Here is a 26,038-nt window from a genome sequence, read left to right as displayed (position 1 = left end):
GAACAGTCAGACAGATAATATCTTCAGTTTCCGGCCCGGTCGCGCCGGGCCATCTCCGCCAGCATCGCGTTGTACGCCGCCAGATCCGCGTCGTCGTCGCGTTCGGCCGCCCGGTCGAGACGCGTGGCCGTGCGCTGATCGCTGCGACGCCACTGCACGAACAGGGCGATCAGGACGATGACCAACGGCACCTCGCCCGCCGCCCACGCGATGCCACCGCCCAGCTTCTGGTCGCCGAGCAGGTCCGTGTGCCAGTCCAGCTTCAACGATCGGTAGAAATCGGCGCCCAGCACCGTCGACATGCCCATCAGCACCACGCCGAAGAAGGCGTGCAACGGCAGTGAGGCGAACACCACGCCGAGCTTGGCCAGCGGCGGGATCGGGCGCGGCGTCGGATCGACCCCGATCACCACCCAGTAGAAGAGATAACCGCTGAGCAGGAAGTGCAGGTTCATCGCCAGGTGTGCGCCGTGGCTGTCGACGACGGAGTCGAACAGGCCGCTGAAATACAGGCCGTAGAAGCCCACGACGAACAGTGCCGTCGCCACGAACGGGTTGGTCAGCACCCGCGAGACCCGCGAGTGCAGCGCAGCCAGCAGCCACTCGCGCGGGCCGGGGGGCTCGTCGCGTCCAGCCGCGGGCAGCGCGCGCAGCGCCAGCGTCACCGGCGCGCCGAGCACCAGCAGGATCGGCGCCAACATGGACAGCAGCATGTGCCCGACCATGTGCATGCTGAACATCGCGGGCATGTAGCGGCCGATGCCGGACGACGTCGCCAGCAGCAGGACCAGGCAACCGAGCAGCCAGGACACCAGCCGGCCGGTAGGCCAGGCATCGCCGCGGCCGCGCAGGCGACGCACACCGAGCAGGTACCCGACGGCCAGCACGAGAGCCGCGGTGCCGAACATCAGATCGAACCGCCAGTCGAACAGCACCCGGCCCAGCGAGGGCGGACCGGCCAGGTCGTAGCCGATCTCCACCGCGGGGACGGACAGGTCGAGGTCGCGGGGCGGGGGCGGAGGCGTGCGACCCAACGCGACGGCGACACCGAACGTGAGACCGAAGACGACGGCCTCGACGAGCGCCAATCGCACCAGTGCGGCCCGGTTGCCGGCGTCCGTGCGCAACGCCGTCACCCCGCGTCGGCGCTGCGCCCAACCCAGAAATCCCAGCGCCACCAGCGCTGTCACCTTGGCCAGCACCAGCCAGCCGTACCGGCTGGTGACCAGATCCGCCAGGGCGATCCGGGTCAGAGCATTGACCACCCCGCTGAGCGCCATCGCGACGAAGCACCACAATGCCACCGCGGAGAACCGCCGTGCGGCGACGTCGGCGTGCCCACCGCCGCGCAGCGCGTGGACCAGCAGCGCGAACAGACCGCCCGCCCACAGTGCCCCGGCGACCAGGTGGATGACCAGACTGTTGGTCGCGAGATCATGGGCGCCCCCGGAGGACGAGTGCCCGGTCAGCGCCAAGGGCAGCAGCGTCGCGAGCGACCCCGCACACAGCACCGGCGTCCACGACCACCGCAGCACCGGGATGCTGGCCAGCGTCACGACGACGGCGAAGACCGCCGTCCACCGCCACGCACCAGCCACATCGACGAGTCCGGCGACCGACCAGATCTCCATCGGGTTGAGATGCGCGGCCACCGGCTGGCCGCTGACGTCGGAGACGGTGAGCGCGACCATCATCGTCGCGCACACCGCCCAGATGCCCGAGGCCACCGTCCCCACCCGCAGCGCCCGGTAGCCGTCGGCGTCGAGCACCTGGTTCTTCTGCGGCGGCACCAGGAAGGCAGCGAACAGGAACGAGCCCACCGCGGTGACGGCGGCGATCTCCCCCGCCGCGCGCACAGCCGGCAGACCGTAGTTGGTCACCGGGCCGGGGTCGGGCAGCCCCGTCGCGGTCAGCGACTCGGCGACCGACAGCGCCGACAGGGCCGCCGCGGTCACCGCGGCCAGCACGCCGACCCCATAGAGCACCGGCCAGCCCGCGTACCGGCGCACCCGGTCAGGGGCCACGCGACTCGCGGAGGTCATTCGCTCAGCGTATGACCTCGCCGGGTCGGCTCACACCGCGCCGGCCCGCAGTTCGCGCCGGCTGCGCTCCCGGGCGAAGAACTGCGCCCGCGCCGATGCGTCCACCCGGTCCATGTCACTGAGGATCGCCCGCAACTCGTCGCGGAAGGCTTTGCGCCGGTCCACCAGGTCGGCGGCCGGCACCAGCAGATTCTGGTCGCCGGCGACCTGCCAGGCCGTGGTGAACAGCAGTGCCGACGCCGACTCTGCCGAGCGCACGACGTTCTGCGCGACGTACTGCTGCCCCACCGCGAGCGCCTGGGCGGTCAGCTCCTTCTCCGAGATGTCGGCCGGGGCGTCCACCAGGACGTCGGCCACGATCCAGTACGCCTCGAAGAACGGTCGCAGCAGCGGGCCTGCGATGGCCGGCCGCTTGGCGCGCAGGACCGCGTCGATGCGGTCTCCACCGGCGGTCACGTCCTCTTCCCAGTTGGGCTGCCAGGACATCTCTTCGGCCACATGTTCGCGGAATCCCGCGGAGTCGGCGAAGTAGAAGTCGAACTTCAGCAGAGTGCGCAGCCGCATCACCTGGTCCCAGAATGCTTCCAGGCCATGGCTTTCCGCGCGGGCCGCGTGCGCCAGCGCCAGCTCGACCAGTGAGGTCTCCAGGAAGGCGTCGATCAACGAGTTGCGGTAGAACGCCGCCTCGAGTTCGTTCTGCGGCGCGATGAACCACACCGGCTCGCGACCACCGTCGATACGGGTGACCGGGTGTCCGTTCGACAACGCGTCGACCGCCGTCCGCACCCCCTCCTGGGTCCGCAGCCGCAGCGCACTGTTGGTCATCGGCGCCTGTTTGCGTTCCAGGTAATCGAGGGAGTCCTGCAGCGTGTGGTGCAACTGATCGAGGGTCAGCGCGACCCCCCGGGTCGACAGCAGCAGTGCTGAGACCAACGCGGTCGCGTTGATCGGGGTGACCTGCAGGATGCGCCATGCCACCTCGAACGCCATCTTCTGCATCGCCAGACGTTTGGCCGCGTCGTCCTGCGTCATCGGGCCGTGCGGTTCCCCCAGGTACTCCCGCATGGAGACCGCTTCGGGGAAACGGACGTAGATCTTGCCGTAGTTGCGCTCCCCCTGCGCCTTGATGTAGTTGACCAACCAGGACAACCCTTCCGGGGTCTTCTCGCCGCCGCGCGCATACGAGGCGTATTCGGCGGTCTCGTGCAGCTGGTCGAAGCTGATCGACACCGGCTGCAGCAGGATGTCGTCGCTTCGGCCGTCCAGGTAGGCGTCGGCGACGTAGGCGAGCAGACCGAGCTTGGGCGGCAACATCTTTCCGGTGCGCGACCGGGTGCCCTCGATCGCCCAGGACAGGTTGAACCGCTTCTCGACGATGTAGCCGACGAATTGGCGCAGCACGTACTTGTAGAGCGGGTCGTCGAGTTTGCGGCGCAGGAAGATCACGCCGGAGCGCCGCATCAGCGGGCCCATGAAACCGAACGACAGGTTGATGCCCGCAAAGGTGTGCACCGGTGGTAACCGGTTCTCCTGCATGGCCACCGGGACGATGGCGCCGTCGAGATAGGAGCGGTGAGAGAACAGCAGTACCGCCGGATGGGACTCCAGGGCGTCGCGCATCGACTCGACCTCGGAGCGGTCGTAGTCGATGTTGGGGTCGAACCCGCGGCTGAAGATGGCCCGGCCCAGCGCAGGGATGAGGTCGACGGAGAACCTGCTCCATCCGGTGCCCAGCTCGTCGAGCATCTCGCCGGCCTTCTCGACGGTGGCGTCGGGAATCTTGTCGAGCCCTTCGCGGAACCGCGTGGACGCGAGCACCTCGGGCTTGATCAGCCGCGGCGACTTGTACTCCGGGCCCAGCAGTCGCAGCTCCACCCGTTCGATCGCCAGGATGGCGCGCCGGATCACGAACCGGGCGAACTCGCGCTCGTTCTCGGCGACGGTCGTGTCGCTCCACTGCTGGCGCAGTTCGGAGACTTTGGCGGGCTCACCTGCCACCACCCGCGCGCGGGACGGGTCACGCTTGAGAATGCTGTGCTGCAGCAGTTTCGGTGGGCAGTAGGTGTCACGGCCCGACAGCACTGCCACCACTTTCGAACGGGTGGGCAGACCGCCGGGCACCCAGAAGACCCGCACCGGCACGACCGAACGGTCGTCGTCGGCCTCGAGCAGTTGCACGAGCTGAGCCAGCACCGCGGGGGGCGGGTCGTCGTCGGCGGGCAGTTTCAGCACCTCGATCTTCGAGTCGGGATGCTGCTGGCGTTGGTGACGTAGCCAGTCGGCGAGCAGCCCCTCCTCGGCCGGTGACGACACCGATGCCAACACCAGGGTGTCGTCGACTGCGGAGAAAGCGGTGATGTCGTCGGCACGGATCTTCATGGCCGTCCCCTGGTCCCGGTCCGCTTGGCGGGTGCCTTCTTGGCGGGCACCTTGCTGGCGCTCGCGTTGTCAGCCGTCTTCTTCGCCGCCGTCTTCTTCGCCGCCGTCTTCTTGGCCGGCGTTTTCTTCGCAGCCTTCCCGGCGGGTTTCTTCTCAGCGGAGCGCCGGTACACCTCCGGCACCGGCAACTCCTCGTGCGGCCAGTCCTTGAGCGTGTCGAGGTAGAGCTGACGCACCTCGGCGATGCGCTCGTTGAGGTTGTCGTGGGTCCAGTCATCCACCGGAATGGGCGGGTAGACAATCACATCGACGGTGCCAGGGTTGAATGTGCTGGAGTCGCGCGCGGCGATCACTTCGGCGTTGCGGATCACGATCGGCACGATCGGGATTCCCGCCGACATCGCGATGCGGAAGGGCCCCTTCTTGAACGGACCGACCTCGGTCGTGTCGAGACGGGTCCCCTCCGGCGCGATGAGGATGGACAACCCCTTGCGGGCGAGATCTTCGACTTTCCTGAGCCCCTCGACCGCCTTCTGGGGATCGTCGCGGTCGATGAAGGCCGCGTCGAGGATCTTGCCGATGGTGCCGACGATCGGATCACCTTCAAGTTCTTTCTTGCCCACCGAGGTGAAGTTGTCGTTGACCAGGCTGCCTGCTATGAGCGGGTCGGCCTGATTGCGGTGGTTGAAGATGAACACCGCAGGGCGTTTCGCCGTGAGGTTCTCCTTGCCCAGCACGTTCAGGTTGATCCCGATGGTGGTGAGCAGGGTGCGGCCGAAGACGGACGTGAAGAAGTTCACCCCGGTGCGCTTGTTGCGGGTCAGCAGGCCCACGCCCAGTGCCCCCGCAGCGACGGGCACCATGCTCGCGATGCCGGCGACGGTGCGCACCTGGGAAACCGGGCTGGCGCCGCTGCGGCTGCTGAACCGCAGCACCGGCCATCCCCGCTTCTCGGCGACCGCGGCCATCTTGCCGGCCGGGTTGGTGGGGCGCGGATTGCCGACCAGATACATCAGGGCCACGTCTTCGTCGCCGTCGGCGTAGAAGTAGCTCTTGGACAGGTCGATTCCGTTGTCCTTGGCGAATCGCTGTACCGCCCTGGCCTTTCCAGGCCCCCAGATGATGGGCTCGGCGACCTCGCCGGTGATCAGGCCGTTCTCGTCGGTCTCGAATTTGTTGCTGAGCACGTTGTTGATGCCCAGGAACCGCGCGACGGGCTCGACCTGCACGGTCAGCGCCGAGGAACTGAGGACGACGGTGTGCCCGCGGGCCATGTGGGCCCGCACGATCTCGCGCATCTCCGGATAGATCCGGCTGACGATCTTCTGCACGAACAGGCGTTCGGCGAGCTCGTCGACGTCGGCGACGGAGTTGCCGCGCAACATCCGCGCACCCTTGCCGATGAGATCCTCGAACTCCGACCGGCCCAGTTGGTGATTGAGCCCCGCCTGCACCATGCCGATGAACTCGCCGACCGACATCTGCCGACGCCGGAAGCGATCCTGGGTCATCACCACACCGGTGAACCCGGCCACGAGAGTGCCGTCGAGGTCGAAGAAGGCACCCACCTGCGGGCCTTGTGGAGATGCCTGGACCTCGGCGACGGATCCGGGCAGACGCATCTGCCGGTTGCCGGGTGTCAGCTCAGATGTCACTGCTGGCCACTTCCGTTGTAGGAGAACACCTGCGTGTTCTCGGTGAAGGTCGCCGGCACCGCCTGGCCGGCGCCGCCGAGTGAAAGTACTTCGTCGAAACCGCCGAGCAGACACTGCGCGAACAGGTCCGGGTCGGCGATCGAGGCCCGGTCGTAGCGGGCGGTGATCGTGCAGTACCCCGACCGCGACACCAGCACCACCATCATCGCCACCCCGGGCAGCGGCCCCAGACCGTACTGGCGCAGCACCTGCGCCCCGGCGATGAACGTGTCGCCGGCGTAGACCGGCACATTGCTGGCCTGGACGTCGGAGTTGACGATGGACCCGGCCATCGATTCCAGGACGGTGTCGGGCAGCAGACTGATCAGCGGCGCGACGGCACCCACCATGTCGAGCGCCCGCTCGTCGCGCTTGCGCGTCATCTGCATCCGAATGTTCTTGATACGGGCCTCGGGGTCGGTCAGACCGATCGGGGCGGCGAGGTTGACACCGACGAAGCGGTTACCGCCGGCGGGGTCGGCTTCGGAGCGCAGGTTGACCGGTACCGCCATCGGCAGCGTGTCGATCGGCACTCCTTTGGCCAGGTGGTAGAGCCGCAGAGCGCCGCAGACACCGGCGAGGTAGGCGTCGTTGATGGAGCCGCCCGCCGCCTTGGCGGCGCGGTGCAGGTCCCCGAACTCGATGTCGATGGCGTCGCTGCGCGAGGACAGGCTGCGGCGTCGCAGCAGCGGTGACGGGTCGGCCACCGGGCCGATCACCCGCGCCCCGGACATGGCGTAGTCGATGACGCTGCCCAGTCGGCTGACCGGGTCGCGCACCACGTGACCGACGGCCTGCGCAGCGCCGAACACCGCGTCGCGCATCCCGCCGACGACGGTGCCGGGCAGACGGTTGAGGCCGCGACGCATCAGTTCGTTGGGCGACAGGTCGGTCGGGATGGGCAGCGGCGGGGTGTCCTGCGGCGGCGGATCGCGCTCGAGGTCGTAGAGGTGGGCGAACATCTCGACGCCCCCGACGCCGTCGGTGACTGCGTGGCTGAGGTGGACCATCAGCGCGGCCTGACCGTTCTGCACACCCTCGATCAGGGTGGCCGTCCACAGTGGTCGGGAGATGTCCAGCGGCGACTGAGCGGCGACCTCGGCGAGGTCCATCACCTGGCGGAACGTGCCCGGCTCGGGCACCCGCACCCGGCGCAGGTGGAAATCCAGGTTGAAGTCCGGGTCGACGACCCAGCGCGGCGCCGCGGTCGGGAGCGTCGGCGTCACCACCTTCTGGCGCAGCCGCAACACCTTGCGGGAGGCGTTCTCGAACCGGGTGCGGAACAGCTCCCAGTCCGGGGTGGTGTCGAGCAGTTCCACGGTCAGGATGCCCGAGCGGGTGCGCGGGTTGGCTTCGCCGCGGTGCAGGATCTGGTCGAGCGGGCTGAGTTCCTCCGGCAGTCCGGCCGCATCCAGTTCCGGCGCGTTGCTCATGGCGACCACGCTAGTCGGCCGGTTCGGACCGCGAGGCGCGTTTTGTCCGCGTCAGCGTGGCGGCGCCGGCGGAACGACGGGATAGACTCTTCCGCGCTGCCCCCGTAGCTCAGCGGACAGAGCAACCGCCTTCTAAGCGGTCGGTCGCAGGTTCGATCCCTGCCGGGGGCGCCGCCGGCGGTTCGGCATCGGTCGATGCCGTTGCCGCGCTTGGCTACCGGGCCGCCGGGGCGACGTGCAGCTCGTCGAGCAGACGCCGGACGCGCTCTTCGATGTCGTCGCGGATGGGCCGGACCGCGTCGACGGCTTGGCCGGCCGGGTCAGGCAGCTCCCAGTTGACGTAGCGCTTGCCGGGGAAGATCGGGCAGGCGTCGCCGCAGCCCATCGTGATGACGACGTCGGCGGCTTGGACGATCTCGTCGGTCCACGGCTTGGGGAACTCGCCGGTGATGTCGATGCCCACCTCGGCCATCGCGGCGATCGCGGCGGGATTGATCTCGTGGCCCGGCTCCGAGCCGCCCGACCACGCCACCGCGCGGTCGCCGGCGAGGTGGGTGAAAAAGCCCATCGCCATCTGCGAGCGGCCGGCGTTGTGCGTGCACAGGAACAGCACGGTGGGCTTGCCGTCGCTGATCTTCCCTTCGACGCGCCCCAGCGCGTGCAGGCGCTGGCGGGCGAACCGTTCGGCCAGCAACGGCAGGAAGTTCGGAACCGTCGCTCGTCCGGCGAACTGGTCGTAGGACGAATGCAGGAACCGTTCGATGGTCTCGGTGCCGAACGTGCCGTCGAACTCTGCCTGGAGTCGGGTGGCCGCTGTCTTCAGCGCCAACTTCTGGTCGATCGACAGGTCATGACGGGGTCGGGCGGTGACGGGACTATCGGTCATTTCGGATTCCTTCGGTAGGCGGAGAGGACTGCACAGGACCGGGGGCAGGAAAGAAGCGCCGCAGCGCGAGGGAGACATACACCAGTGCCACCAGAACCGGCACCTCGATCAGCGGGCCGACGACACCGGCCAGTGCCTGACCCGACGTGGCGCCGTAGGTGGCGATCGCCACGGCAATGGCCAGCTCGAAGTTGTTGCCTGCCGCGGTGAACGCCAGCGTGGTGGTGCGCTGATAACCCAGCCGAAGCACCGCACCCGTCAGATAGCCGCCACCCCACATGATGGCGAAGTAGGCCAGCAGGGGCAGCGCGATGCGGGCGACATCCCACGGGCGGCTGGTGATCTGTTCGCCCTGCAGCGCAAAGAGAATGACGATGGTGAACAGCAGCCCGTAGAGCGCCCACGGCCCCACCTTGGGCAGGAAACTCTGCTCGTACCATTGCCGCCCCTTGGCCTTTTCGCCGAGGCGGCGCGACAGGTACCCGGCCAACAGCGGGATACCGAGGAAGATCAGCACCGACTTGGCGATCTGCCAGGGCGAGGTGTCGATGGTGGCCTGTTCCCAGCCCAGCCATCCCGGCAGCACCGACAGGTAGAACCACCCCAGCACCGCAAACATGAAGACCTGGAAGACCGAGTTCAGCGCGACCAGCACCGCCGCGGCTTCCCGGTCGCCGCAGGCGAGGTCGTTCCAGATGATGACCATCGCGATGCAACGGGCCAGCCCGACGATGATCAGACCGGTGCGGTACTCGGGCAGGTCGGGCAGCATCAGCCAGGCCAGCGCGAACATCAGTGCCGGACCCAGCAGCCAGTTCAACACCAGCGAGCTGACGAGCAGTTTGCGGTCGCCGGTGACGGTGTCGAGGCGGTCGTAACGCACCTTGGCCAGCACCGGATACATCATGATCAACAGTCCGAGGGCGATCGGCAGCGAGATCCCATCGACCGCAACGGATTCCAGCGCTTCGTTCAGCCCGGGTATCCACCGGCCCAGCAGCAGGCCGGCGACCATCGCGATGCCGATCCACACCGGCAGGAACCGGTCGAGCGACGAAAGTCTGCCGACCACCGGCGGCTCATCCACGCTTGGCTTTCGAACCTCGCTCATGCGTCTGCCGCCACGAACGCCTCGGCGCCGTGAGGCGCACCGAGTAGCGAGGACAACGCGTGCAGTACCGCGGGAACAACCGCGTAGTACACCCACGTGCCGCGGCGCTCGGAAGTGAGCAGACCGGCTTCGCGCAACACCTTCAGGTGGTGTGACACCGTCGGTTGCCCGACATCGACGCCCGCCGAGATGTCACAGACACAGGCTTCGCCGCCTGCATGGCTGGCCACCGCGCTGAACAGCTGCAGCCGTACCGGGTCGGCCAAGGCCTTGAACTTCGTCGCCATGTCCGCTGCGGCGGGCGCCGACAACGGCTCGCGCAGCAGGGGTGGGGTAGGACAACAGACGGCATCGGCCCGCTGATTCGACATGCATCAATATTGACAGATATCGAATCAGCGGACAAATGAACATTGCGTGACCCGGCCGCCAACGCTCAGTGACCGTCAGCAGCAGGACGGCTGTTCCGACGCGCCCTGTGGGCTGGAACCGAAGGTCTCCGCATCCTCCAACACGGTGTAGACCTCCCACCGCTCCCCCGCCGGCCCGGTCACCCAGACCTTGTCCTGCGTGGCGAAGCAGCAGGTCGTTCCGATCTCCTCGTCGGTGAACAGGCCCTCACCACTCAGCCTGGCGATCTCGGAGTGCACCTGCTCACTCGACTCCACCTCGATACCGAGGTGGTTGAGGGTGCCCCCCTGGCCCGGGGTCTCCAGAAGGACCAGCTTCAGCGGCGGCTGCGCGATCGCGAAGTTCGCGTAACCCGGCTTCACCTTGGCAGGCCCGGTGTTGAACAGCTTGGCGTAGAACGCGATCGCCTCGTCGAGATCGTCGACATTGAGCGCGAGTTGAACACGGGACATGGGTGAACCTCCATCTGTTTCGACATATATCGAACTATTGACGCGCCCCACTTTGCCACCTTTTTGATATATGTCAATATCGGTGGCATGCTGGCTTGGTGCCCAAAGCGCTGCCGACGATCGACATCTCCGCGCCGGTGTGTTGCGCCCCGGTGGCGGCGGGCCCGATGAGCGACGACGACGCCCTCGAGGTGGCGCTGCGGCTGAAAGCCCTGGCCGATCCCGTTCGCGTCAAGCTCATGTCGCTGCTGTTCAGCTCGTCGGCCGGGGAACAGACCAGCAGCGATCTGGCGGCCGCGGTCGGTCTCAGCGATGCCACTGTCAGCCACCACCTGACCCAGTTGCGCAAGGCCGGGCTGGTGATCTCCGAGCGGCGCGGCATGCACGTCCATCACCGGGCCCACCCGCACGCTCTGCAGGCTCTGTGCGCCGTCCTCGATCCCGAGTGCTGCACCTGAGCCCTCCACATCAGTTGCTCGAAATCCGTTGTTTCGCGGCCAATCCGTCGGGAACCCACCCGACACCGCCCCGCCGAACACGCACGGCGCCGGCGGATGACCGACCAGCCCGATCCAGGAGGACACATGGCTGACCAGAACAGCGGAGCCGAAGAAGGCATCAAAGGGACCGTCGAAGAGGTCAAAGGCAAGGCCAAGGAAGCGGCAGGTTCAGTGACCGGCCGCGACGACCTCACCGAAGAGGGCAAGGCCCAACAGGACAAGGCGGACGCCCAGCGCGACGCCGCGCAGAAAGAAGCCGAAGCCGAATCCGCCCGCGGTGGCGCCAAAGCCGCCGAGAAGCGTCAGGAGTCCAACCAATAGCCCAGGGGCCCGGCCCAAGCGGCCGGGCCTCGTTTGGCGTCGGTCAGGCCGGTTTGACCCAGCGCCACTGGCTGGTGCACCACGGCATCGCCCCCGTGAGGCGGTCGCCGACCGCCCGAACCACGCCGGGCCACTGCCACTGGTCGTAGTCGTCGCCGGTCAGCCATCCCCCGCGCCGCACCTTCGGCCGCCAGGCGTCGATGTCCTCGCAGACGCTCACATAGTCGTGGCGCGCGTCCAGATGGACCCACGCCACCGATTCGTCGGTGAACAAGCGTGACGCGCGCACCGAATCGCTGATGATCAACTGCACCTGGTCGGCGAACCCGCACGCGAGCACGTTGCGGTGCAGCAGGCCGGCCATCGTCCCGCCGCCGTGCTGCACGGCGTGGCCGTGCGCATTCGTGCTGCGCCTCCCCTCCGGTCCACTGCCCAGCGCGGTGTCCACCCCGACGATGTCGACCTTCAGACCGCAGCCGGCGACCACATCGGCCAACGAGCAAATACTGCGCCCGAGGTAACAGCCCACCTCGACGAAGCGGTCGCCGTCGCCGAAGTGCGCAGCCGCCTCCTCCTGTCCGTCGCGCCAGTTGAACCAGCCGGGAATGTCCTGCCAGGACTGCACGAGCCGGTCGAAATCTGCCATCGGATTCGTCATCGGCTCCCATCATCTCTCGCCCCCCTCGCGGCCGCTCGCACGCATGCCCGAGCACTCCGCGGCCCGGACCAGCGTCGCTACCAGCAAGCAAAGCGAGTAGGGTCACCCTCTGACGACCCTCCAGGGGATGAACCAGTGATGACTGGCGCGCGTAACGAGATGACGATGGCAAGAGGAGGCAATCGTGGCGACGACGAGCCCACCCGGCGACACCACTGACAGTCCCGGGGCGCTGAAGGCGGCCTGGCGAGCGATGAAGCCCCCGGTCTTCATCCCGGCGTCGATCGTGATCTTCGCCCTCATCATCTTCTCGGTCATCTTCTCGTCGACCGCGGAGAACGCCTTCACCAATCTGAACTCCGCGATCAGCAGCGGAATTGGTTGGTGGTACATCCTGGCCGTCACCGGATTCGTCATTTTCGCGCTGTACTGCGGGTTCTCCCGGATCGGCACGATCAGGCTGGGCCGCGACGTCGAGAAGCCCGAATTCCCGTTCTGGGCGTGGCTGGCGATGCTGTTCAGCGCCGGCATGGGCATCGGCCTGGTGTTCTACGGCGTGGCCGAGCCGCTGACCCACTACATCAACCCCCCGCCGGGGCTGGGTGTCGAAGGGTCCACGCCCGACGCCGCCAACCAGGCGCTGTCGTTGACGCTGTTCCACTGGGGGCTGCACGCCTGGGGCATCTACGTCGTGGTGGGCCTGGGCATGGCCTACATGACCTACCGTCGCGGCCGCCCGCTGTCGGTGCGGTGGCTGCTCGAGCCGTTGATCGGCCGCGACCGGGTCGAGGGGTGGATCGGCAACACCGTCGACGTCGTCGCGATCGTCGGCACCCTGTTCGGCGTGGCCACCTCGCTGGGCTTCGGCATCACCCAGATCTCCGCGGGGCTGGAGTACCTGGGCTGGATCGAATCGAACAACTGGTGGACCGTCGGCATGATCGCCGCGATCACGCTCGTCGCGACCGCGTCGGTCGTGCTCGGTGTCAGCCGCGGCATCAAATGGTTGTCGAACATCAACATGGGCATGGCCGCGGGGCTGACGCTGTTCGTCCTGCTGCTGGGACCGACCCTGTTCCTGTTACAGGCCTGGGTGCAGAACATGGGCAACTACGTGATGTCGTTGCCACAGCTGATGTTGCGCACCGGGCCGTTCACCGACGGTGAATGGCTGGGCAGCTGGACCATCTTCTACTGGGGCTGGTGGATCAGCTGGGCGCCCTTCGTCGGGATGTTCATCGCCCGTATCTCCCGAGGCCGCACGATCCGCCAGTTCGTCGGCGGCGTGCTGGTGGTCCCGACCATCATCGGGTCGCTGTGGTTCACGATCTTCGGTGACGCCGCGATCTTCCGCCAGCAGAACGAGGGCAACATGCTCGTCGACGGCGCGGTGGACACGAACACCTCGCTGTTCCGGCTGCTCGACGGTCTACCGCTGGGCATCATCACCAGTGTGATCGCGATCTTCGTGATCGTGTTCTTCTTCGTCACGTCCTCGGACTCGGGGTCGCTGGTCGTCGACATCCTCTCGGCGGGTGGCGAATTGGATCCGCCGAAGGCCAGCCGCGTGTACTGGTGCCTGCTCGAGGGCCTGGCCGCGGCGGTCCTGCTCGTCATCGGCGGGGCGGGCTCGCTGACCGCGCTGCAGACCGCCTCGATAGCGACGGCCGCACCGTTCTCGTTGGTGATGGTCGCCGCATGCGCGGCGATGCTGCGCGCGTTCCGCTACGACCTGGCCACCACACCGCAGTTCCTCAAGGTGTCCGCACCCGGCGAACTGTCCACGGTCAGCGGTGGCAACGGGACCAACGGTGGCCACGGGGCCAACGGCGAACACGGGCGCCACGACGTGTCCGCCACGCTGGCGGGTCTGGTGGCGGTGCACCGCATCGACGTCGACACCGTCACGGTCCACGAGAAGACGGGCGAGGTCACCGTCGAGGAACCGGTCGACCCGCTGGCCGACAGCGAAGGCGACTTCGAGGACGACAGCGTCGAGCAACGCTCGCAGAGCTGAACAACACCGGCGGCACCTCGCGAGGTGGCCGAGACGGTGGTCCGTAGGCTGAGCGGATGACCGATCCGGTACTGGTCCACGTCGAGGACCGCGTCGCCACGCTGACCGTCAACGACCCGGAGCGACGCAACGCGGTCACCGCGGAGATCTCCGCGGCGCTGCGCGCGGCGGTCGACGCGGCCGAGGCCGACCCCGGCGTGCACGCACTGATCGTCACCGGCGCCGGTAAGGCGTTCTGTGCCGGTGCCGACCTCAGCGCGCTGGGCGAGGCCACCGAGGACGGTCTGATGGCGATCTACGACGGGTTCCTCGCGGTGGCGAACTGCGCACTGCCGACGATCGCCGCCGTCAACGGCGCCGCGGTCGGTGCGGGCCTGAACCTGGCGTTGGCCGCCGATGTCCGCATCGCCGGTCCTGCGGCCCTGTTCGACCCGCGGTTCCAGAAGCTCGGCATCCATCCCGGCGGCGGGGCGACGTGGATGCTGCACCGGGCGGTGGGGCCCCAGGTGGCGCGAGCCTCGCTGCTGTTCGGGATGCGCTTCGACGCCGACGCTGCGGTGCGGCACGGCCTGGCGCTCGAGATGGCCGACGACCCGGTCGCCGCGGCGCGTGAGCTCGCGGCCGGCCCGGCCGGTGCACCCCGCGAGGTGGTCCTTGCGACCAAGGCGTCGATGCGTGCGACCGCCAACCCCGGCGTGGTCGACAGCGATCAACACCGCATCGCGGTGGATACCGAACTCGGGCCGCAGGCGACGTCGATCCTGTCCCCCGCCTTCGCCGACCGTCTGGCGGCCGCCAAACGGCGCTGATTCAGTCGAGCAACGGCGCCAGCTGCACGATGCGCTCCGCTCGCCTGAGCACCGGGGCGTCCACCATCGTGCCTTCGAAAGCGAACACGCCTCGTTCCCGGTGCGCCGTGTCCAGGACGCGGCGCGCCCAGTCGACCTGTTCCGCGGTCGGGGTGTAGGCGGTGCGGACGACCTCCACCTGGCTGGGATGGATGGCCACCTTCGCGTCGAACCCGACCGCCACCGCGTCGTCGGCCTCGGCGCGCAGACCGTCGAGGTTCTTGATGTCGAGGAACACCGAGTCCAGGGCCAGCCGTCCATAGGCCTTGGCGGCCAGCAACGTCTGCGACCGTACGTGCCGCGCGACCTCGCGGTAGGAGCCGTCCGGGTAGCGGTTGGCGGTGCCGCCGAGTACCGCGAAGAGGTCCTCGGCGCCCCACATCAGCGCGTAGGCGTTGTCGACGCGGGCCAGCTCGACGATGCGCAGCGCCGCCATGGGCGTCTCGATGAGGACCACGACGTCGCGGGGGGACAGCGCGCTGATCTGTTCGGGCGTCTCGGTCTTGGCGAGCATCACGGTGGTGTACGCGGTGCTCGCCAGCGCCTCCAGATCGCGCTGATGATCCGCAGTGTCGCTCGGGTTGACCCGCACGACGGTGCGGGCCGGGTCCAGCGCGCTGTCCACCAGGGCCTGACGGGCGGCGGGGCGGTCCTTGGCGGCCACCCCGTCCTCCAGGTCGAGGATCACGACATCGGCTGCGGCAGCAGCCTTCTCGAAGCGCTCCGGCCGATCCGCCGGGCAGAACAACCACCCCGGCCCGGCTACCACGGTCATCGGTTGTCCTCCTGCGGGCGTTTGCGCACCATGGTCTTGCGCGACGCCGTGGCCACGATGTCACCGTGCTGGTTGCGGCCGGTGTGTGCGAACGTCACGATCCCCTCGCCGGGGCGGCTCTTGGATTCGCGTTTGTCGGTGACCTCGGTTTCGGCGTACAGCGTGTCCCCGTGAAAGAGCGGCTTGGGGAAGGCCACCTCGCCGAAGCCCAGATTGCCGACGATGGTGCCCTGGGTGAGCTGCGCCACCGACAGACCCACCAACGTCGACAGCGTGAACATCGAATTGACCAGCCGCTGGTGAAACGGTGGCAGCGCATCGGCGAATGCGGCGTCGAGGTGCAGCGCCTGGGTGTTCATCGTCAGCGTGGTGAACAGGACGTTGTCGGCCTCGGTGATCGTGCGGCCGGGTCGATGTTGGTACAGCACACCGGTTTCGAACTCCTCGAACCACAGCCCGCGCTGGGTGACGACCCTCTTTCCGGATCCGTCGGTCACAGTCCGAGCTCCCGGCCGATCAGCATCAGCTGCACCTCGGTGGTGCCCTCGCCGATCTCGAGGATCTTGCTGTCGCGGTAGTGGCGCGCGACGGCGTACTCGTTCATGAAGCCGTAGCCGCCGAAGATCTGGGTGGCGTCGCGCGCGTTGTCCATGGCGGCCTCGCTGGCCACCAGCTTCGCGATCGCGGCCTGCTTCTTGAACGGCTTGCCCGACAACATCAACGCGGCTGCGTCGTAGTACGCGGCCCGCGCGACATGCGCCCGGGTCTCCATCCGCGCGATCTTGAAGGCGATGGCCTGGTTGGCCCCGATCGGCCGGCCGAACGCCTCGCGTTCTTTGGCGTACCTGACGCTCTCGTCGACACAACCCTGGGCGGCGCCCACCGACAGTGCGGCGATCGCGATGCGGCCTTCGTCGAGGATCCGCAGGAAGTTGGCGTAGCCGCGACCACGCTCACCGAGCAGGTTCTCCTCCGGCACGCGGACGTCGTCGAAGCTGAGCGGGTGGGTGTCCGAGGCGTTCCAGCCGACCTTGTTGTAGGCCGGTTCGGCGGTGAAGCCCGGTGTGGGCACCGGCACCAGGATCGAGGAGATCTCCTTCTTGCCGTCCCGCTCGCCGGTGACCGCGGTGACGGTGACGAGCTTGGTGATGTCGGTGCCGGAGTTGGTGATGAACTGCTTGGAGCCATTAATCACCCAAGTTGACCCATCCATCTTCGCGGTGGTCTTCGTCGCACCGGCATCGCTGCCTCCGCCGGCCTCGGTCAACCCGAACGCACCCAGCGCCTTGCCCGAGGCCAGCAGCGGCAGCCACTGCTGCTTCTGCTCGTCGGTGCCGAAGCGGTACACCGGCATCGCGCCGAGCGAGACGCCGGCTTCCAGGGTGATCGCGACGCTCTGGTCCACTTTGCCGAGCTCTTCCAAGGCCAGGCACAGCGCGAAGTAGTCACCCCCCATGCCGCCGTACTCCTCGGGGAACGGGAGCCCGAACAACCCCATGTCGGCCATCCCGTCGACCACCTCGTAGGGGAACGAGTGCTCTTCGTCGTGCTTGGCCGCCACCGGCGCCACGACGGTCTGCGCGAAGTCACGCACGGTCTTGGCCAGCTGCTGATAGTGATCGGGAAGCGTTCCGGTCGCCAGGAATTCAGTCATGATCTAGGGCTCCTCGGTTGCTGTTATCCGGGCCAGGACCTGGCCCACCTTCACCTGCTCGCCCGCGGCGACGAGCAGCTCCACCGCGCCGTCGACCGGGGCGGTCAGTGTGTGTTCCATCTTCATCGCTTCCACGGTGACCACCACCGTGCCCGCGGTGACCGCGGCGCCGTCGGTCACGGCGACGGCGACGACCGACCCGGGCATGGGGCTGGTCAGTTCGGCGTCACCGCTGTGGGCGTCGTCGGGACGCACCGGTGCCTCACGCACCTCCTCGACCATCGTCGTGCGCCCGCCACCGGCCAGCCACACCTGGCTGCCCTCGACCGCCACCAGATACTCGGTGCGCAGGCCGTCGAGGGTGACGGCGAGCCGGTCACCGTCCGACGACACCGTCAGTGACCGCGGCCGACCGCCCTCGACCGTCGCGGTCGCGTCCTGCGGGCTGCCGGTCAGCCCGACATGATCGGTGCGCTCCCCGGCCCGCAGCCGGAACGGCGTCGACACCGGTCCGCCGATGCGCCAGCCCGACGGGATCTCCCACGCGCTGGTCGGGCGGGCCGGCCAGGACCGCAGCCACCGGCAGGCCGCAGCCGCGATCATCTCGTCGTCGCGGGCCGGCATGGCCACGAAATCCGGGGACCGACGGTCCAGCAACCCGGTGTCGAGGTGGCCCGCGACGACGTCGGGGTCGGCGAGCAGGAACCGCAGGAACTCGATGTTGGTGGTCAGTCCGAGGACCGCGGTGTCGGCCAGCGCGGTGTCCAGCGCTCGCAACGCCTGCGGCCGGTCGCCGGCGTGCGCGATCACCTTGGCCAGCATCGGGTCGTAGTCGCTGCCGATCACCGCGCCGGCGGCCAGGCCCGAGTCGACCCGGACACCAGGCCCGCGGGCGTCGCACACGGCCAGCACCGTTCCCCCGGTGGGCAGGAATCCCTGCGCCGGGTCCTCGGCGTACACCCGGGCCTCGATCGCGTGCCCGGTCAACGCGATGTCATCCTGCGCAAAGGGCAGCGTCTCCCCCGCTGCCACGCGCACCTGCATCTCGACCAGGTCCAGCCCGGTGACCAGCTCGGTCACCGGGTGCTCGACCTGCAGGCGGGTGTTCATCTCCATGAAGAAGAACTCGTCGGGCCGGTCGGCGGAGACGATGAACTCGACGGTGCCCGCCCCGGCGTAGTCGACGCTGCGCGCGGTGTCGCAGGCGGCCGCGCCGATACGTGCCCGGGTCGCCGCGTCCAGCAGCGGTGAGGGCGCCTCCTCGATCACCTTCTGATGGCGACGTTGCAGACTGCATTCCCGTTCGCCGAGATGCACCACGTTGCCGTGGCCATCGGCGAGTACCTGCACCTCGATGTGTCGCGGGTTCAGCACGAACCGCTCGATGAACAACGTCTCGTCACCGAACGCCGACGCGGCCTCGCGACGGGCCGACGCGAGAGCGGCGGGCAGCTCCGCGGCGTCGTGCACGACGCGCATTCCCTTTCCGCCGCCGCCCGCCGACGGTTTGACCAGCACCGGGTAACCGACCTCAGCGGCACCGGTGATCAGATCCTCGTCGGTCAGGCCGGGGCGGGACACCCCGGGGACGACGGGCACCCCGAACGCCGAGACCGCTGCCTTCGCGGCGATTTTGTCACCCATCGTTTCGATCGCCCGCACCGGCGGACCGATGAAGACCACCCCCCGATCGCGCAGCGCGGCGGCGAACGACGCATTCTCCGAGAGGAAGCCGTAGCCGGGATGCACGGCCTGAGCACCGGTGCGCTCCACCGCATCCAGGAGTGCATCGATATTCAGGTAACTCTGCCGGGCGGGGGCGGGGCCGAGCCGGACGGCCACGTCGGCCTCGCGAACATGACGTGCGTCGGCGTCGGCGTCGCTGAACACCGCGACCGAACGAATTCCCATGGCCTGCAACGTGCGGATGACGCGCACCGCGATCTCGCCGCGGTTGGCGACCAGGACCGTGTCGAAGGTCGGCGAAGAATTCATGGCCTGTTTCATCTGCGCGTCACATCCTGAACACGCCGTAGGACACCGGCTCCACGGGAGCCTGGCCGACGACTGAAAGTGCTAGTCCGACAACCATTCTGGTGTCGGCCGGGTCGATCACGCCGTCGTCCCACAACCGGGCTGTCGAATAGTAGGGGTTGCCCTGGTGTTCGTACTGGGCGCGGATGGGCGCCTTGAAGGCCTCTTCTTCTTCCGCGGTCATGTCACCGCGCACGGTGGCCAGTACCGATGCGGCCTGCTCCCCACCCATCACCGAGATCCGCGCGTTCGGCCACATCCACAGGAACCGTGGGGAGTACGCCCGCCCGCACATCGAGTAGTTTCCGGCGCCGTAGGAGCCGCCGATCACGACGGTCAGCTTGGGCACCCGGGCGCACGCAACCGCGGTGACCATCTTGGCGCCGTGCTTGGCGATGCCCCCTGCCTCGTAGTCACGGCCCACCATGAACCCGGAGATGTTCTGCAGGAACAGCAGCGGCACCAGACGCTTGTCACACAGCTCGATGAAATGTGCACCCTTGACCGCGGACTCGCCGAACAACACGCCGTTGTTGGCGACGATGCCGACCGGGTGCCCGTGGATGCGGGCGAAGCCGGTGACCAGCGTGGTCCCGTAATCGGCCTTGAACTCGTCGAACTCGCCGCCGTCGACGATGCGGGTGATCACCTCGTGCACGTCGTAGGGCACGCGCGAGTCGACCGGAACCACGTCGTACAGTTCGCGCTGGTCGGCCACCGGCTCACCCATCGGCAGCACCTCCCAGGGCGGGGCGGCCGGCGGCGCCAGCGTGCCGACGATGCGGCGCACGATGCGCAGCGCATCACGATCGTCGTGGGCGAGGTGGTCGGTGACGCCGGAGACCTTCGAATGCAGGTCACCACCCCCGAGTTCCTCGGCGGTGACGACCTCACCGGTGGCCGCTTTCACCAGCGGCGGCCCGCCCAGGAAGATGGTGCCCTGGTCGCGAACGATGACGGCTTCGTCGCTCATGGCCGGCACATAGGCGCCGCCCGCGGTGCACGAGCCCAACACCGCAGCGATCTGCGCGATCCCCTGCGCACTCATCGTGGCCTGGTTGTAGAAGATCCGCCCGAAGTGCTCGCGGTCCGGGAACACCTCGTCCTGGCGGGGCAGGAACGCTCCCCCGGAGTCGACGAGATACACGCAGGGCAACCGGTTCTGCAGCGCGATCTCCTGTGCGCGCAGGTGTTTCTTGACCGTGACGGGATAGTAGGTGCCACCCTTGACCGTCGCATCGTTGGCCACGATCATGCATTCCCGGCCCGCCACCCGGCCGATGCCGGCGATCATGCCCGCGCCAGGGCATTCGTCGTCGTACATCCCGTCGGCGGCCAGGGCAGCGAGTTCGAGGAACGGGCTGCCCGAATCGAGCAGACCGTCGACCCGGTCTCGTGGTAGCAGCTTGCCCCTGCCGACGTGGCGGTCGCGAGCCCGCTGCGGCCCGCCCAGAGCAGCGGTGGTCAGTTTGGTGCGCAACTGCTCGACCAGCGCGAGATGGTCCTCACGGTGGGATGTCCGCGCCGCCATCGATGCCCGCCTCAACTCGAGTTAATGACCACTAACCGGTGGTATGTTAATCATGATTAACTCGCTTTGTCCACCATCGTCGCGCCGGAGGTTCGCGTCATGACCGCTACCGACGCCGCCTCGCGGCGCAGCCGCGCGAAATCCGATCGCCGCAGCCAGTTGATCGCCGCGGCCGAGAGGCTGATCGCCGAGAACGGCTATCTGGCCGTGCGCCTGGAGGACATCGGCGCGGCAGCCGGGGTGAGCGGACCGGCGATCTACCGGCACTTCCCGAACAAAGAAGCACTGCTGACCGAGCTGCTGGTCGGGATCAGCACCCGGCTGCTGGCCGGCGCCTCGGCTGTTGCCGGGGCCGCGACCGACGCCGAGTCCGCGCTGGCCGCACTGATCGATTTTCACCTCGACTTCGCGCTCGGCGAGTCAGATCTGATCCGGATCCAGGACCGCGACCTGGGAAACCTCCCGAACCCAGCCAAACGTCAGGTGCGCCGCGCGCAGCGTCAGTACGTCGAGATCTGGGTGGCGATACTGCGCCGCCGCAACCCGACGGTGACGGAGGCGCAAGCCCGGGTGATGGCGCACGCGACGTTCGGGCTGTTGAACTCGACGGCACACAGCATGAAGCCCGGACTCACCAAAGCGGCCGAGGCCAGCTCGCGAACCGTCTTGAGAGCGATGACGGTCGCCGCGCTGACCCCGGCCGAATGACTGTGTGGTGTGCGCTAATACCACGCCTTGCGGCCGCCCACCGGGCGTCCGATGGATCCGAGGATCCAGAACACGGCGCCGATGACCAGCAACACCACACCGATGTAGGTCAGGATCGAAATTCCGAAAACCAGACCCAGGATAAGCAGGATCGCACCGAGCACGATCATGTCCGCTGCCTTTCTTCCAGTGTCCAGTCAGCGTCTCACTGACTGGGTTCCGGGATGTTGCATTCCGTGACTTCGGGGTTGACTCCCGCGTAGTTCAGCGGACCGGCGACCACGGTCAAGGCGATACTGCCCGCGGTGGCGCAATTGGCTTCGCCCCCACTGAAGTAGTCACGCTGATACGCCGCGAACACGCCGATCAGTAACCAGACGAGCACAATGACCCCGAGAGCTCCTCGCATGCCCTGTCTCCTCCGTCCACGCGCCACCGTGACGCGCAGCAAAGCTTTACCCGCCTGACAATTCCGGTAAACCTATCGACGGTCAGTGGCCGAAAGCCTCGGTGAGCCAGGCGGTCATCGCCTTGAGCAGTACGGCACGGTTCTCACGTTTGTCGATCTCGTGGCCGTCGTCGTCGAACAGCAACAGGTCGGTCTTGCGGCCCAGCGCGGTCAGGGCGTCGTGCATCTGAAACGACTCCGATGGCGGCACATTGGTGTCGTTGAGCCCGTGCACCAACAACAGCGGAGCCGTCAGCGCCTGCGCCCGCGGCAGCGGTGACAACCGTTCCAGAAGATCCTGGTCGCTGACGGGGTGGCCGTACTTCGGGTAGGCCGCCGCGGCGATCCACGGCTCGGTGGTGCGGTACCAGCTGTTCAGATCGCTCATCCCGCAGATGCTGATGCCCGCCGCGAACGTGTCCGGGTGAAACGCCAACGCCGCCTGCGTCAGGTAACCGCCGTAGGACCACCCGCAGCACGCCACGCAGCCCTGCGGCGCGAATCCGTTGCCCACCAGATAATGCACCGCGTCGGCGACATCGTCGATTGCGGCGAAGCGTCGCTCGCGGTCGTCGGCGTGCATGAACGCCCGTCCGAATCCGCCCGAGCCACGGACGTTGGGCAGGAACACACAGATGCCTGCGTCGACGAGGCCGGGGAAGAATTCGTTGTAGCCGGGCCTGCCCTGCCCCTCGGGACCCCCGTGCAGGAACAGCATCGCTCCGATCGTCGGCGTCCCCTCCGGCGGCCGGAACAACCATCCGGTGAAACGCATTCCGTCGCGGGCGGTGACGGTTTCCAGCGTGGGCTCCGCCGAGAGCGGACCGGTGCTGGGCACCCGGTCCACCATCTCCCATTCGCCGGTACGCGGATCGACCAGTTCGACGGTCGGAGGTTTGCCCGGACCCTCGACCGTGAGCGCCAGCATCGAGCCACCCGCACTGATGCTCAGTTCGCTGGCGACCATACCGGGCAGCGGGATCGGGTCGTAGAGCGTGTTGTCGCCGAACTCGAGAACTTGTAACTCGCTGGCGCCGTGAATGTTCCACAACATCGCCACCGTCGACAGATCGTCGCTGACGGTGAATTCGTCGAGTTCGTATCCCGGCCGCTCGGCCAACACCTGATAGGCCACCCCGTCGGCGGTCACCGTCACCTCGAGCAGCCGGGCGTGCTGGGCGCCGTTCTCGCTGCGGATGATCGCACGCACGTAGCCCTCGGTGCTGTTGAGCCCGTAGTCCTTGGCCGGGTGGTAGAGCTCGAGAACCTCACCCTCCACGCCCGAGCGCAGCCGCCGCGGGCTGTGGTCGTCGAGGATGATCCCGGTGTCGGTGGTCGACCCCGGGTCGTACGGAAGCAGAGCCGTCTCGGTGAGTCCGCGCAGCATGATCAGATCCCGATAGCCACGCGGACCCACCCGCACCAACGCCGCACCCGCCCACGCATCCACCAGCCGACCGCCGGTGCGGCGGTCCAGCACGATCGACGACTGGCCGGACGGATCGATCAGACACGAGCTGCCGACCCCGTCCTCGCCGGTGAGAATCGCCGCCACCTGGGTGCCGTCCCAGCCGATCAGTTCGGCGGTGCCCTCCACCCCGGACGGCCAGAAGTCGATCCGGCGCGCGTCGCGGTCGTCGGGATCGGTTGTCACCACCCAGATCTGGCTACGGGTTCCGCCCTCGGGCGCCACCTGGCACGCCAGCCAGTGGCCGTCGGCCGAGTGCATCACCCGGGTGACGGGCCCTTCGACGGGCAACTCCACGTCACGCGACGAGCTGGCCCGCCAGCCCCGCAGGAACCGCTGCACCGCGCGCGGGTATCCGCCGTCGTCGACCAGATGGGCGAATGCGGTCGCATCCGGCGACATCGACGCGCCATATATCCGACGAACCTGTTCACCCACGATGGTTGATTGTGCACTCTCGTCCCGCCCGGCGCGGTACGAGCCCGCGACGAAGCAGACTGTGCAGCTGCACAGGTACCCTGCAGCCATGAGGTGGGCATGACGGATTCACCGAACCGCGGGCAATGGGGCAACCGGGACGAGCCGACACAGGCGTTCGGCAACGGCTACCCCGGCCAGGCCGACCCGGCGTATGCCAGCCAGATGCCCTACGGGCCGCCCTATCAACCACCCGCCCCGACCCGGCCGCTGCCCGGATATCCGCCCTACGGGTACGACCCGTACGCCGGCGGCGGCCAGTACCCACCCTCCTACCCTCCCGGCCAGGGCGGCGAGCCCCCCGAACCCGACGGTCCCAAGTCACCGCGGTGGCTCTGGGTTGTCGCCGGTGTCGCGGTGGTGACGGTGATCGGCCTGGTCATCGCATTGGTGATCGTCAACAGCTCCCAGCAGGAGACAATGGTGGCGCCGCTGCCCTCGCAGCCCGAGCCGAGCTTCGCGCCCCCCACCGAGCGCACCCCGACCACGACGTCGCGCACCCCGCCACGTCCGGTCCTGCCGCTGCCCACGCCGTCGACGAGGCCGTCGCCGACACCGCCCACCACGACCACGCCGGGCGCGACCGACACCGTCGTCTACAACGTCTCGGGTAGCGGCCGCGCGATCAACATCACCTACGTCGACACCGGCGGCCTGCTGCAGACCGAGTTCAACGTGATGCTGCCCTGGAGCCGGGAGGTGACGCTGCCGCAGCCCGGGGAAGATTCGGCCAGCATCAGCATCATCAACGTCGGCCGCGAGGTGAACTGCTCGATCACCGTGAACGGCACCCAGGTCGAACAGCGCACCGGAGCCGGGCTGACGATCTGCGCGGCGACGCGTTAACCGATGGACCGGCCGGTCGCCCGGCGATGGGGTGCGCGCACGCCGAGCATGGCCAGCAAGCCCAGCGCCAACACCACGATCAGCCCGCCCATACCGGCGCGGTCGGCGTCGAAGATGTCGATGAACAGCGAGAACAACCACGGAGCGAGGAACGTCGCGGCCCGCCCGGCGGTGGTGTAGAGCCCGAACGCGACGCCCTCGTTGCCGGGCTCCGTCAGGCGCAGCATCAGGGTGCGTGCCGAGGACAGAACCGGGCCGATGAACAGGCACAGCATCAACCCGCAGGCCCAGAAAGCGGCGGGCCCCGAGAGCACCAGCAGCGCCGTTCCCACCGCGATCATCGCGCTCAGCGACGTCACGATGACCCGCTTCGAGCCGAACCAATCGTCGGCGCGCCCGCCCAGCACCGCCCCGACGGCAGCGACCACCGAGGCCGCCACCCCGAACAGCAGCACGTCAGCCTGCGAGACGCCGTACACGGTGACACCGAGCACCGCGCCGAAGGTGAACACCCCGGCCAGGCCGTCACGGAACACCGCGCTGGCCCCCAGGTAGTAGACGACGTTGCGGTCGCGGCGCCATTCGTCCCGCAGCGCACGACCGAGTCGGCGGTAGGCGGCCAGCAGCCCGATCCGTTCTGCCGGTTCGCGCGTCACCGGCGCGGGAACCGAGACCAGCAGAGGCAGCGCGAACAACCCGAACCACGCGGCGACCAGCAGCATCGCGGCGCGTATGTTCTGTCCGTCGGCGGCGGGCAGGTCGAGCAGACCGCGCGTTTCCCCGCTGCCGTAGATGAACCCGACATAGACCACCAGCAGCGCCAGCACGCTGCCGAAATACCCTAGCGCCAAACCGAATCCGGAAACCGCGCCGGCGTTGCGCGGGGTCGAGAGCTGACGCAGCATCGCGTTGTAGGGCACCGTGGCGAGTTCGCTGCAGGCGGCGGTGCAGGCGAGCAGGATCAGGCCGGGCCACAGGAACCGCACGTCGTCTCGGATCAGCGCCATCGACGCCGTCAGCAGGACCACCAGACCCGTGAGCGCGGCCAGCGCCCGACGGCGTCGCGCGGGTGCGTCGACCCACACCCCGGTCAGGGGCGCCAGCACGGCGACCAGAAGTCCCGCCGCCGCCAGAGCGCGGCCGAGCCAGCTGGCCGGACTGGTCGGTCCGGGCAGGCCTTCGCCGACGGTGCTCGTCAGATACACCGAGAACACGAACGTGATGACGATCGCGTTGACCGCGGTGGCACCGAAGTCCCACAACGCCCAGGCCAGGACGCGCGATCGAGGTGCTGCGGCGGCTGACGCCTCGGTCGGAGGCGACGGCTGGCTCATGGGTGCCCACG

Annotated in this window: 23 protein-coding genes, 1 tRNA gene and 1 pseudogene; 7 read left to right on the top strand and 18 right to left on the bottom strand. The window is 68.1% G+C overall.

The window, feature by feature from the left end; translation table 11 throughout:
* Nucleotides 1-23: 23 nt before the first annotated feature.
* From ACEWX3_RS10405 to ACEWX3_RS10390, 4 genes are read right to left on the bottom strand one after another with little or no spacing between them, the layout of a single operon-like run.
* Nucleotides 24-2,042: a cytochrome c oxidase assembly protein gene (locus ACEWX3_RS10405; protein WP_374159366.1), complete on the bottom strand. Its 2,019-nt coding sequence runs from the start codon at nucleotides 2,040-2,042 to the stop codon at nucleotides 24-26.
* 30 nt (nucleotides 2,043-2,072) lie between these two features.
* Nucleotides 2,073-4,421: a glycerol-3-phosphate 1-O-acyltransferase gene (locus tag ACEWX3_RS10400; protein WP_207067896.1), complete on the bottom strand. Its 2,349-nt coding sequence runs from the start codon at nucleotides 4,419-4,421 to the stop codon at nucleotides 2,073-2,075.
* Nucleotides 4,418-6,043 (bottom strand): HAD-IB family hydrolase, encoded by a 1,626-nt coding sequence (locus ACEWX3_RS10395; protein ID WP_374159829.1) that lies wholly within the window; start codon nucleotides 6,041-6,043, stop codon nucleotides 4,418-4,420. Before ACEWX3_RS10395 ends, ACEWX3_RS10400 begins: the two co-directional genes overlap by 4 nt.
* A gap of 29 nt (nucleotides 6,044-6,072) precedes the next feature.
* Complete coding sequence (locus ACEWX3_RS10390; RefSeq protein ID WP_221360150.1) at nucleotides 6,073-7,548, bottom strand: wax ester/triacylglycerol synthase family O-acyltransferase; 1,476 nt, start codon at nucleotides 7,546-7,548, stop codon at nucleotides 6,073-6,075.
* Nucleotides 7,549-7,646: 98 nt separating this feature from the next.
* Between ACEWX3_RS10390 and ACEWX3_RS10385 the strand changes: the two genes are divergently transcribed.
* Nucleotides 7,647-7,719 (top strand) — tRNA-Arg (locus ACEWX3_RS10385).
* 43 nt (nucleotides 7,720-7,762) lie between these two features.
* Here the strand turns inward: ACEWX3_RS10385 and ACEWX3_RS10380 are convergent.
* The 4 genes and pseudogenes from ACEWX3_RS10380 to ACEWX3_RS10365 form a co-directional block, all read right to left on the bottom strand.
* A complete protein-coding gene (locus ACEWX3_RS10380) occupies nucleotides 7,763-8,395 on the bottom strand; it encodes an arsenate reductase ArsC (protein WP_374159828.1) in 633 nt (210 codons plus the stop codon).
* A pseudogene (arsB, locus tag ACEWX3_RS10375) lies at nucleotides 8,390-9,545 on the bottom strand (ACR3 family arsenite efflux transporter); the annotation flags it as partial. The gene ACEWX3_RS10380 and the pseudogene arsB, both read right to left, overlap by 6 nt.
* Nucleotides 9,542-9,916, bottom strand: coding sequence for an ArsR/SmtB family transcription factor (locus ACEWX3_RS10370; protein WP_374159365.1), 375 nt, complete (start codon nucleotides 9,914-9,916; stop codon nucleotides 9,542-9,544). The gene ACEWX3_RS10370 and the pseudogene arsB, both read right to left, overlap by 4 nt.
* 75 nt (nucleotides 9,917-9,991) lie before the next feature.
* Entirely contained in the window at nucleotides 9,992-10,408 is a 417-nt protein-coding gene (locus ACEWX3_RS10365) for an ArsI/CadI family heavy metal resistance metalloenzyme (protein ID WP_374159364.1), read from the bottom strand.
* A gap of 98 nt (nucleotides 10,409-10,506) precedes the next feature.
* Here ACEWX3_RS10365 and ACEWX3_RS10360 point away from each other — a divergent pair, with 98 nt between their 5' ends.
* Both ACEWX3_RS10360 and ACEWX3_RS10355 read left to right on the top strand, forming a co-directional pair.
* A complete protein-coding gene (locus ACEWX3_RS10360; protein WP_207069337.1) occupies nucleotides 10,507-10,866 on the top strand; it encodes an Rv2640c family ArsR-like transcriptional regulator in 360 nt (119 codons plus the stop codon).
* A 126-nt stretch (nucleotides 10,867-10,992) separates the two neighbouring features.
* The gene (locus ACEWX3_RS10355) at nucleotides 10,993-11,229 is read left to right on the top strand and encodes a CsbD family protein (RefSeq protein WP_163677238.1); all 237 of its coding nucleotides are present in this window, start codon (nucleotides 10,993-10,995) and stop codon (nucleotides 11,227-11,229) included.
* Between the two features lie 43 nt (nucleotides 11,230-11,272).
* On the opposite strand, the gene ACEWX3_RS10350 is transcribed toward ACEWX3_RS10355, so the two are convergent.
* Nucleotides 11,273-11,887 (bottom strand): class I SAM-dependent methyltransferase, encoded by a 615-nt coding sequence (locus ACEWX3_RS10350; protein WP_374159363.1) that lies wholly within the window; start codon nucleotides 11,885-11,887, stop codon nucleotides 11,273-11,275.
* Between the two features lie 253 nt (nucleotides 11,888-12,140).
* Between ACEWX3_RS10350 and ACEWX3_RS10345 the strand changes: the two genes are divergently transcribed.
* A complete protein-coding gene (locus tag ACEWX3_RS10345; RefSeq protein WP_374159827.1) occupies nucleotides 12,141-13,904 on the top strand; it encodes a BCCT family transporter in 1,764 nt (587 codons plus the stop codon).
* Between the two features lie 56 nt (nucleotides 13,905-13,960).
* A complete protein-coding gene (locus tag ACEWX3_RS10340; protein WP_374159362.1) occupies nucleotides 13,961-14,713 on the top strand; it encodes an enoyl-CoA hydratase in 753 nt (250 codons plus the stop codon).
* A gap of 1 nt (nucleotide 14,714) precedes the next feature.
* Here ACEWX3_RS10340 and ACEWX3_RS10335 read toward each other — a convergent pair whose 3' ends face one another.
* The 5 genes from ACEWX3_RS10335 to ACEWX3_RS10315 are packed head-to-tail and all read right to left on the bottom strand — an operon-like array spanning nucleotide 14,715 to nucleotide 20,746.
* A complete protein-coding gene (locus ACEWX3_RS10335; RefSeq protein WP_207069339.1) occupies nucleotides 14,715-15,527 on the bottom strand; it encodes a CoA ester lyase in 813 nt (270 codons plus the stop codon).
* Nucleotides 15,524-16,024, bottom strand: coding sequence for a MaoC family dehydratase (locus tag ACEWX3_RS10330; RefSeq protein ID WP_207069340.1), 501 nt, complete (start codon nucleotides 16,022-16,024; stop codon nucleotides 15,524-15,526). Before ACEWX3_RS10330 ends, ACEWX3_RS10335 begins: the two co-directional genes overlap by 4 nt.
* A complete protein-coding gene (locus ACEWX3_RS10325; RefSeq protein WP_221360165.1) occupies nucleotides 16,021-17,181 on the bottom strand; it encodes an acyl-CoA dehydrogenase family protein in 1,161 nt (386 codons plus the stop codon). Before ACEWX3_RS10325 ends, ACEWX3_RS10330 begins: the two co-directional genes overlap by 4 nt.
* Before the next feature lie 3 nt (nucleotides 17,182-17,184).
* Nucleotides 17,185-19,176 (bottom strand): biotin carboxylase N-terminal domain-containing protein, encoded by a 1,992-nt coding sequence (locus ACEWX3_RS10320; protein ID WP_374159361.1) that lies wholly within the window; start codon nucleotides 19,174-19,176, stop codon nucleotides 17,185-17,187.
* A gap of 19 nt (nucleotides 19,177-19,195) precedes the next feature.
* Entirely contained in the window at nucleotides 19,196-20,746 is a 1,551-nt protein-coding gene (locus tag ACEWX3_RS10315; RefSeq protein WP_221360169.1) for a carboxyl transferase domain-containing protein, read from the bottom strand.
* Nucleotides 20,747-20,845: 99 nt separating this feature from the next.
* Here ACEWX3_RS10315 and ACEWX3_RS10310 point away from each other — a divergent pair, with 99 nt between their 5' ends.
* Nucleotides 20,846-21,454, top strand: a complete 609-nt coding sequence (locus ACEWX3_RS10310) for a TetR/AcrR family transcriptional regulator (protein ID WP_374159360.1) — start codon at nucleotides 20,846-20,848, stop codon at nucleotides 21,452-21,454.
* A 14-nt stretch (nucleotides 21,455-21,468) separates the two neighbouring features.
* On the opposite strand, the gene ACEWX3_RS10305 is transcribed toward ACEWX3_RS10310, so the two are convergent.
* From ACEWX3_RS10305 to ACEWX3_RS10295, 3 genes are all read right to left on the bottom strand, one after another.
* Complete coding sequence (locus tag ACEWX3_RS10305; RefSeq protein ID WP_152517905.1) at nucleotides 21,469-21,624, bottom strand: hypothetical protein; 156 nt, start codon at nucleotides 21,622-21,624, stop codon at nucleotides 21,469-21,471.
* Between the two features lie 35 nt (nucleotides 21,625-21,659).
* Nucleotides 21,660-21,863, bottom strand: a complete 204-nt coding sequence (locus ACEWX3_RS10300; protein WP_207069345.1) for a hypothetical protein — start codon at nucleotides 21,861-21,863, stop codon at nucleotides 21,660-21,662.
* An 82-nt stretch (nucleotides 21,864-21,945) separates the two neighbouring features.
* Nucleotides 21,946-23,772 (bottom strand): alpha/beta hydrolase family protein, encoded by a 1,827-nt coding sequence (locus tag ACEWX3_RS10295; RefSeq protein ID WP_374159826.1) that lies wholly within the window; start codon nucleotides 23,770-23,772, stop codon nucleotides 21,946-21,948.
* A 135-nt stretch (nucleotides 23,773-23,907) separates the two neighbouring features.
* Between ACEWX3_RS10295 and ACEWX3_RS10290 the strand changes: the two genes are divergently transcribed.
* The gene (locus tag ACEWX3_RS10290; protein WP_322486692.1) at nucleotides 23,908-24,693 is read left to right on the top strand and encodes an MmpS family transport accessory protein; all 786 of its coding nucleotides are present in this window, start codon (nucleotides 23,908-23,910) and stop codon (nucleotides 24,691-24,693) included.
* Here the strand turns inward: ACEWX3_RS10290 and ACEWX3_RS10285 are convergent.
* Entirely contained in the window at nucleotides 24,690-26,027 is a 1,338-nt protein-coding gene (locus ACEWX3_RS10285; protein ID WP_207069350.1) for an MFS transporter, read from the bottom strand. The genes ACEWX3_RS10290 and ACEWX3_RS10285 overlap by 4 nt on opposite strands.
* Nucleotides 26,028-26,038: the final 11 nt, after the last annotated feature.

Source organism: Mycobacterium sp. G7A2 (genome assembly GCF_041902445.1).
In the GTDB taxonomy this organism is placed as follows: Bacteria; Actinomycetota; Actinomycetes; order Mycobacteriales; family Mycobacteriaceae; genus Mycobacterium.
The sequence above is the reverse complement of the archived record's forward strand: the minus strand, read 5'-3'. Positions and strand labels throughout refer to the sequence as shown.

Bases quoted from the DNA above. Each gene is read 5' to 3' on its own strand.
- ACEWX3_RS10405 (WP_374159366.1), bottom strand. From the start codon at position 2,042: ATGACCTCCGCGAGTCGCGTGGCCCCTGACCGGGTGCGCCGGTACGCG.
- ACEWX3_RS10400 (WP_207067896.1), bottom strand. From the start codon at position 4,421: ATGAAGATCCGTGCCGACGACATCACCGCTTTCTCCGCAGTCGACGAC.
- ACEWX3_RS10395 (WP_374159829.1), bottom strand. From the start codon at position 6,043: ATGCGTCTGCCCGGATCCGTCGCCGAGGTCCAGGCATCTCCACAAGGC.
- ACEWX3_RS10390 (WP_221360150.1), bottom strand. From the start codon at position 7,548: ATGAGCAACGCGCCGGAACTGGATGCGGCCGGACTGCCGGAGGAACTC.
- ACEWX3_RS10370 (WP_374159365.1), bottom strand. From the start codon at position 9,916: ATGTCGAATCAGCGGGCCGATGCCGTCTGTTGTCCTACCCCACCCCTG.
- ACEWX3_RS10365 (WP_374159364.1), bottom strand. From the start codon at position 10,408: ATGTCCCGTGTTCAACTCGCGCTCAATGTCGACGATCTCGACGAGGCG.
- ACEWX3_RS10355 (WP_163677238.1), top strand. From the start codon at position 10,993: ATGGCTGACCAGAACAGCGGAGCCGAAGAAGGCATCAAAGGGACCGTC.
- ACEWX3_RS10350 (WP_374159363.1), bottom strand. From the start codon at position 11,887: ATGACGAATCCGATGGCAGATTTCGACCGGCTCGTGCAGTCCTGGCAG.
- ACEWX3_RS10345 (WP_374159827.1), top strand. From the start codon at position 12,141: ATGAAGCCCCCGGTCTTCATCCCGGCGTCGATCGTGATCTTCGCCCTC.
- ACEWX3_RS10340 (WP_374159362.1), top strand. From the start codon at position 13,961: ATGACCGATCCGGTACTGGTCCACGTCGAGGACCGCGTCGCCACGCTG.
- ACEWX3_RS10335 (WP_207069339.1), bottom strand. From the start codon at position 15,527: ATGACCGTGGTAGCCGGGCCGGGGTGGTTGTTCTGCCCGGCGGATCGG.
- ACEWX3_RS10325 (WP_221360165.1), bottom strand. From the start codon at position 17,181: ATGACTGAATTCCTGGCGACCGGAACGCTTCCCGATCACTATCAGCAG.
- ACEWX3_RS10320 (WP_374159361.1), bottom strand. From the start codon at position 19,176: ATGAATTCTTCGCCGACCTTCGACACGGTCCTGGTCGCCAACCGCGGC.
- ACEWX3_RS10315 (WP_221360169.1), bottom strand. From the start codon at position 20,746: ATGGCGGCGCGGACATCCCACCGTGAGGACCATCTCGCGCTGGTCGAG.
- ACEWX3_RS10310 (WP_374159360.1), top strand. From the start codon at position 20,846: ATGACCGCTACCGACGCCGCCTCGCGGCGCAGCCGCGCGAAATCCGAT.
- ACEWX3_RS10305 (WP_152517905.1), bottom strand. From the start codon at position 21,624: ATGATCGTGCTCGGTGCGATCCTGCTTATCCTGGGTCTGGTTTTCGGA.
- ACEWX3_RS10300 (WP_207069345.1), bottom strand. From the start codon at position 21,863: ATGCGAGGAGCTCTCGGGGTCATTGTGCTCGTCTGGTTACTGATCGGC.
- ACEWX3_RS10295 (WP_374159826.1), bottom strand. From the start codon at position 23,772: ATGTCGCCGGATGCGACCGCATTCGCCCATCTGGTCGACGACGGCGGA.
- ACEWX3_RS10290 (WP_322486692.1), top strand. From the start codon at position 23,908: ATGACGGATTCACCGAACCGCGGGCAATGGGGCAACCGGGACGAGCCG.
- ACEWX3_RS10285 (WP_207069350.1), bottom strand. From the start codon at position 26,027: ATGAGCCAGCCGTCGCCTCCGACCGAGGCGTCAGCCGCCGCAGCACCT.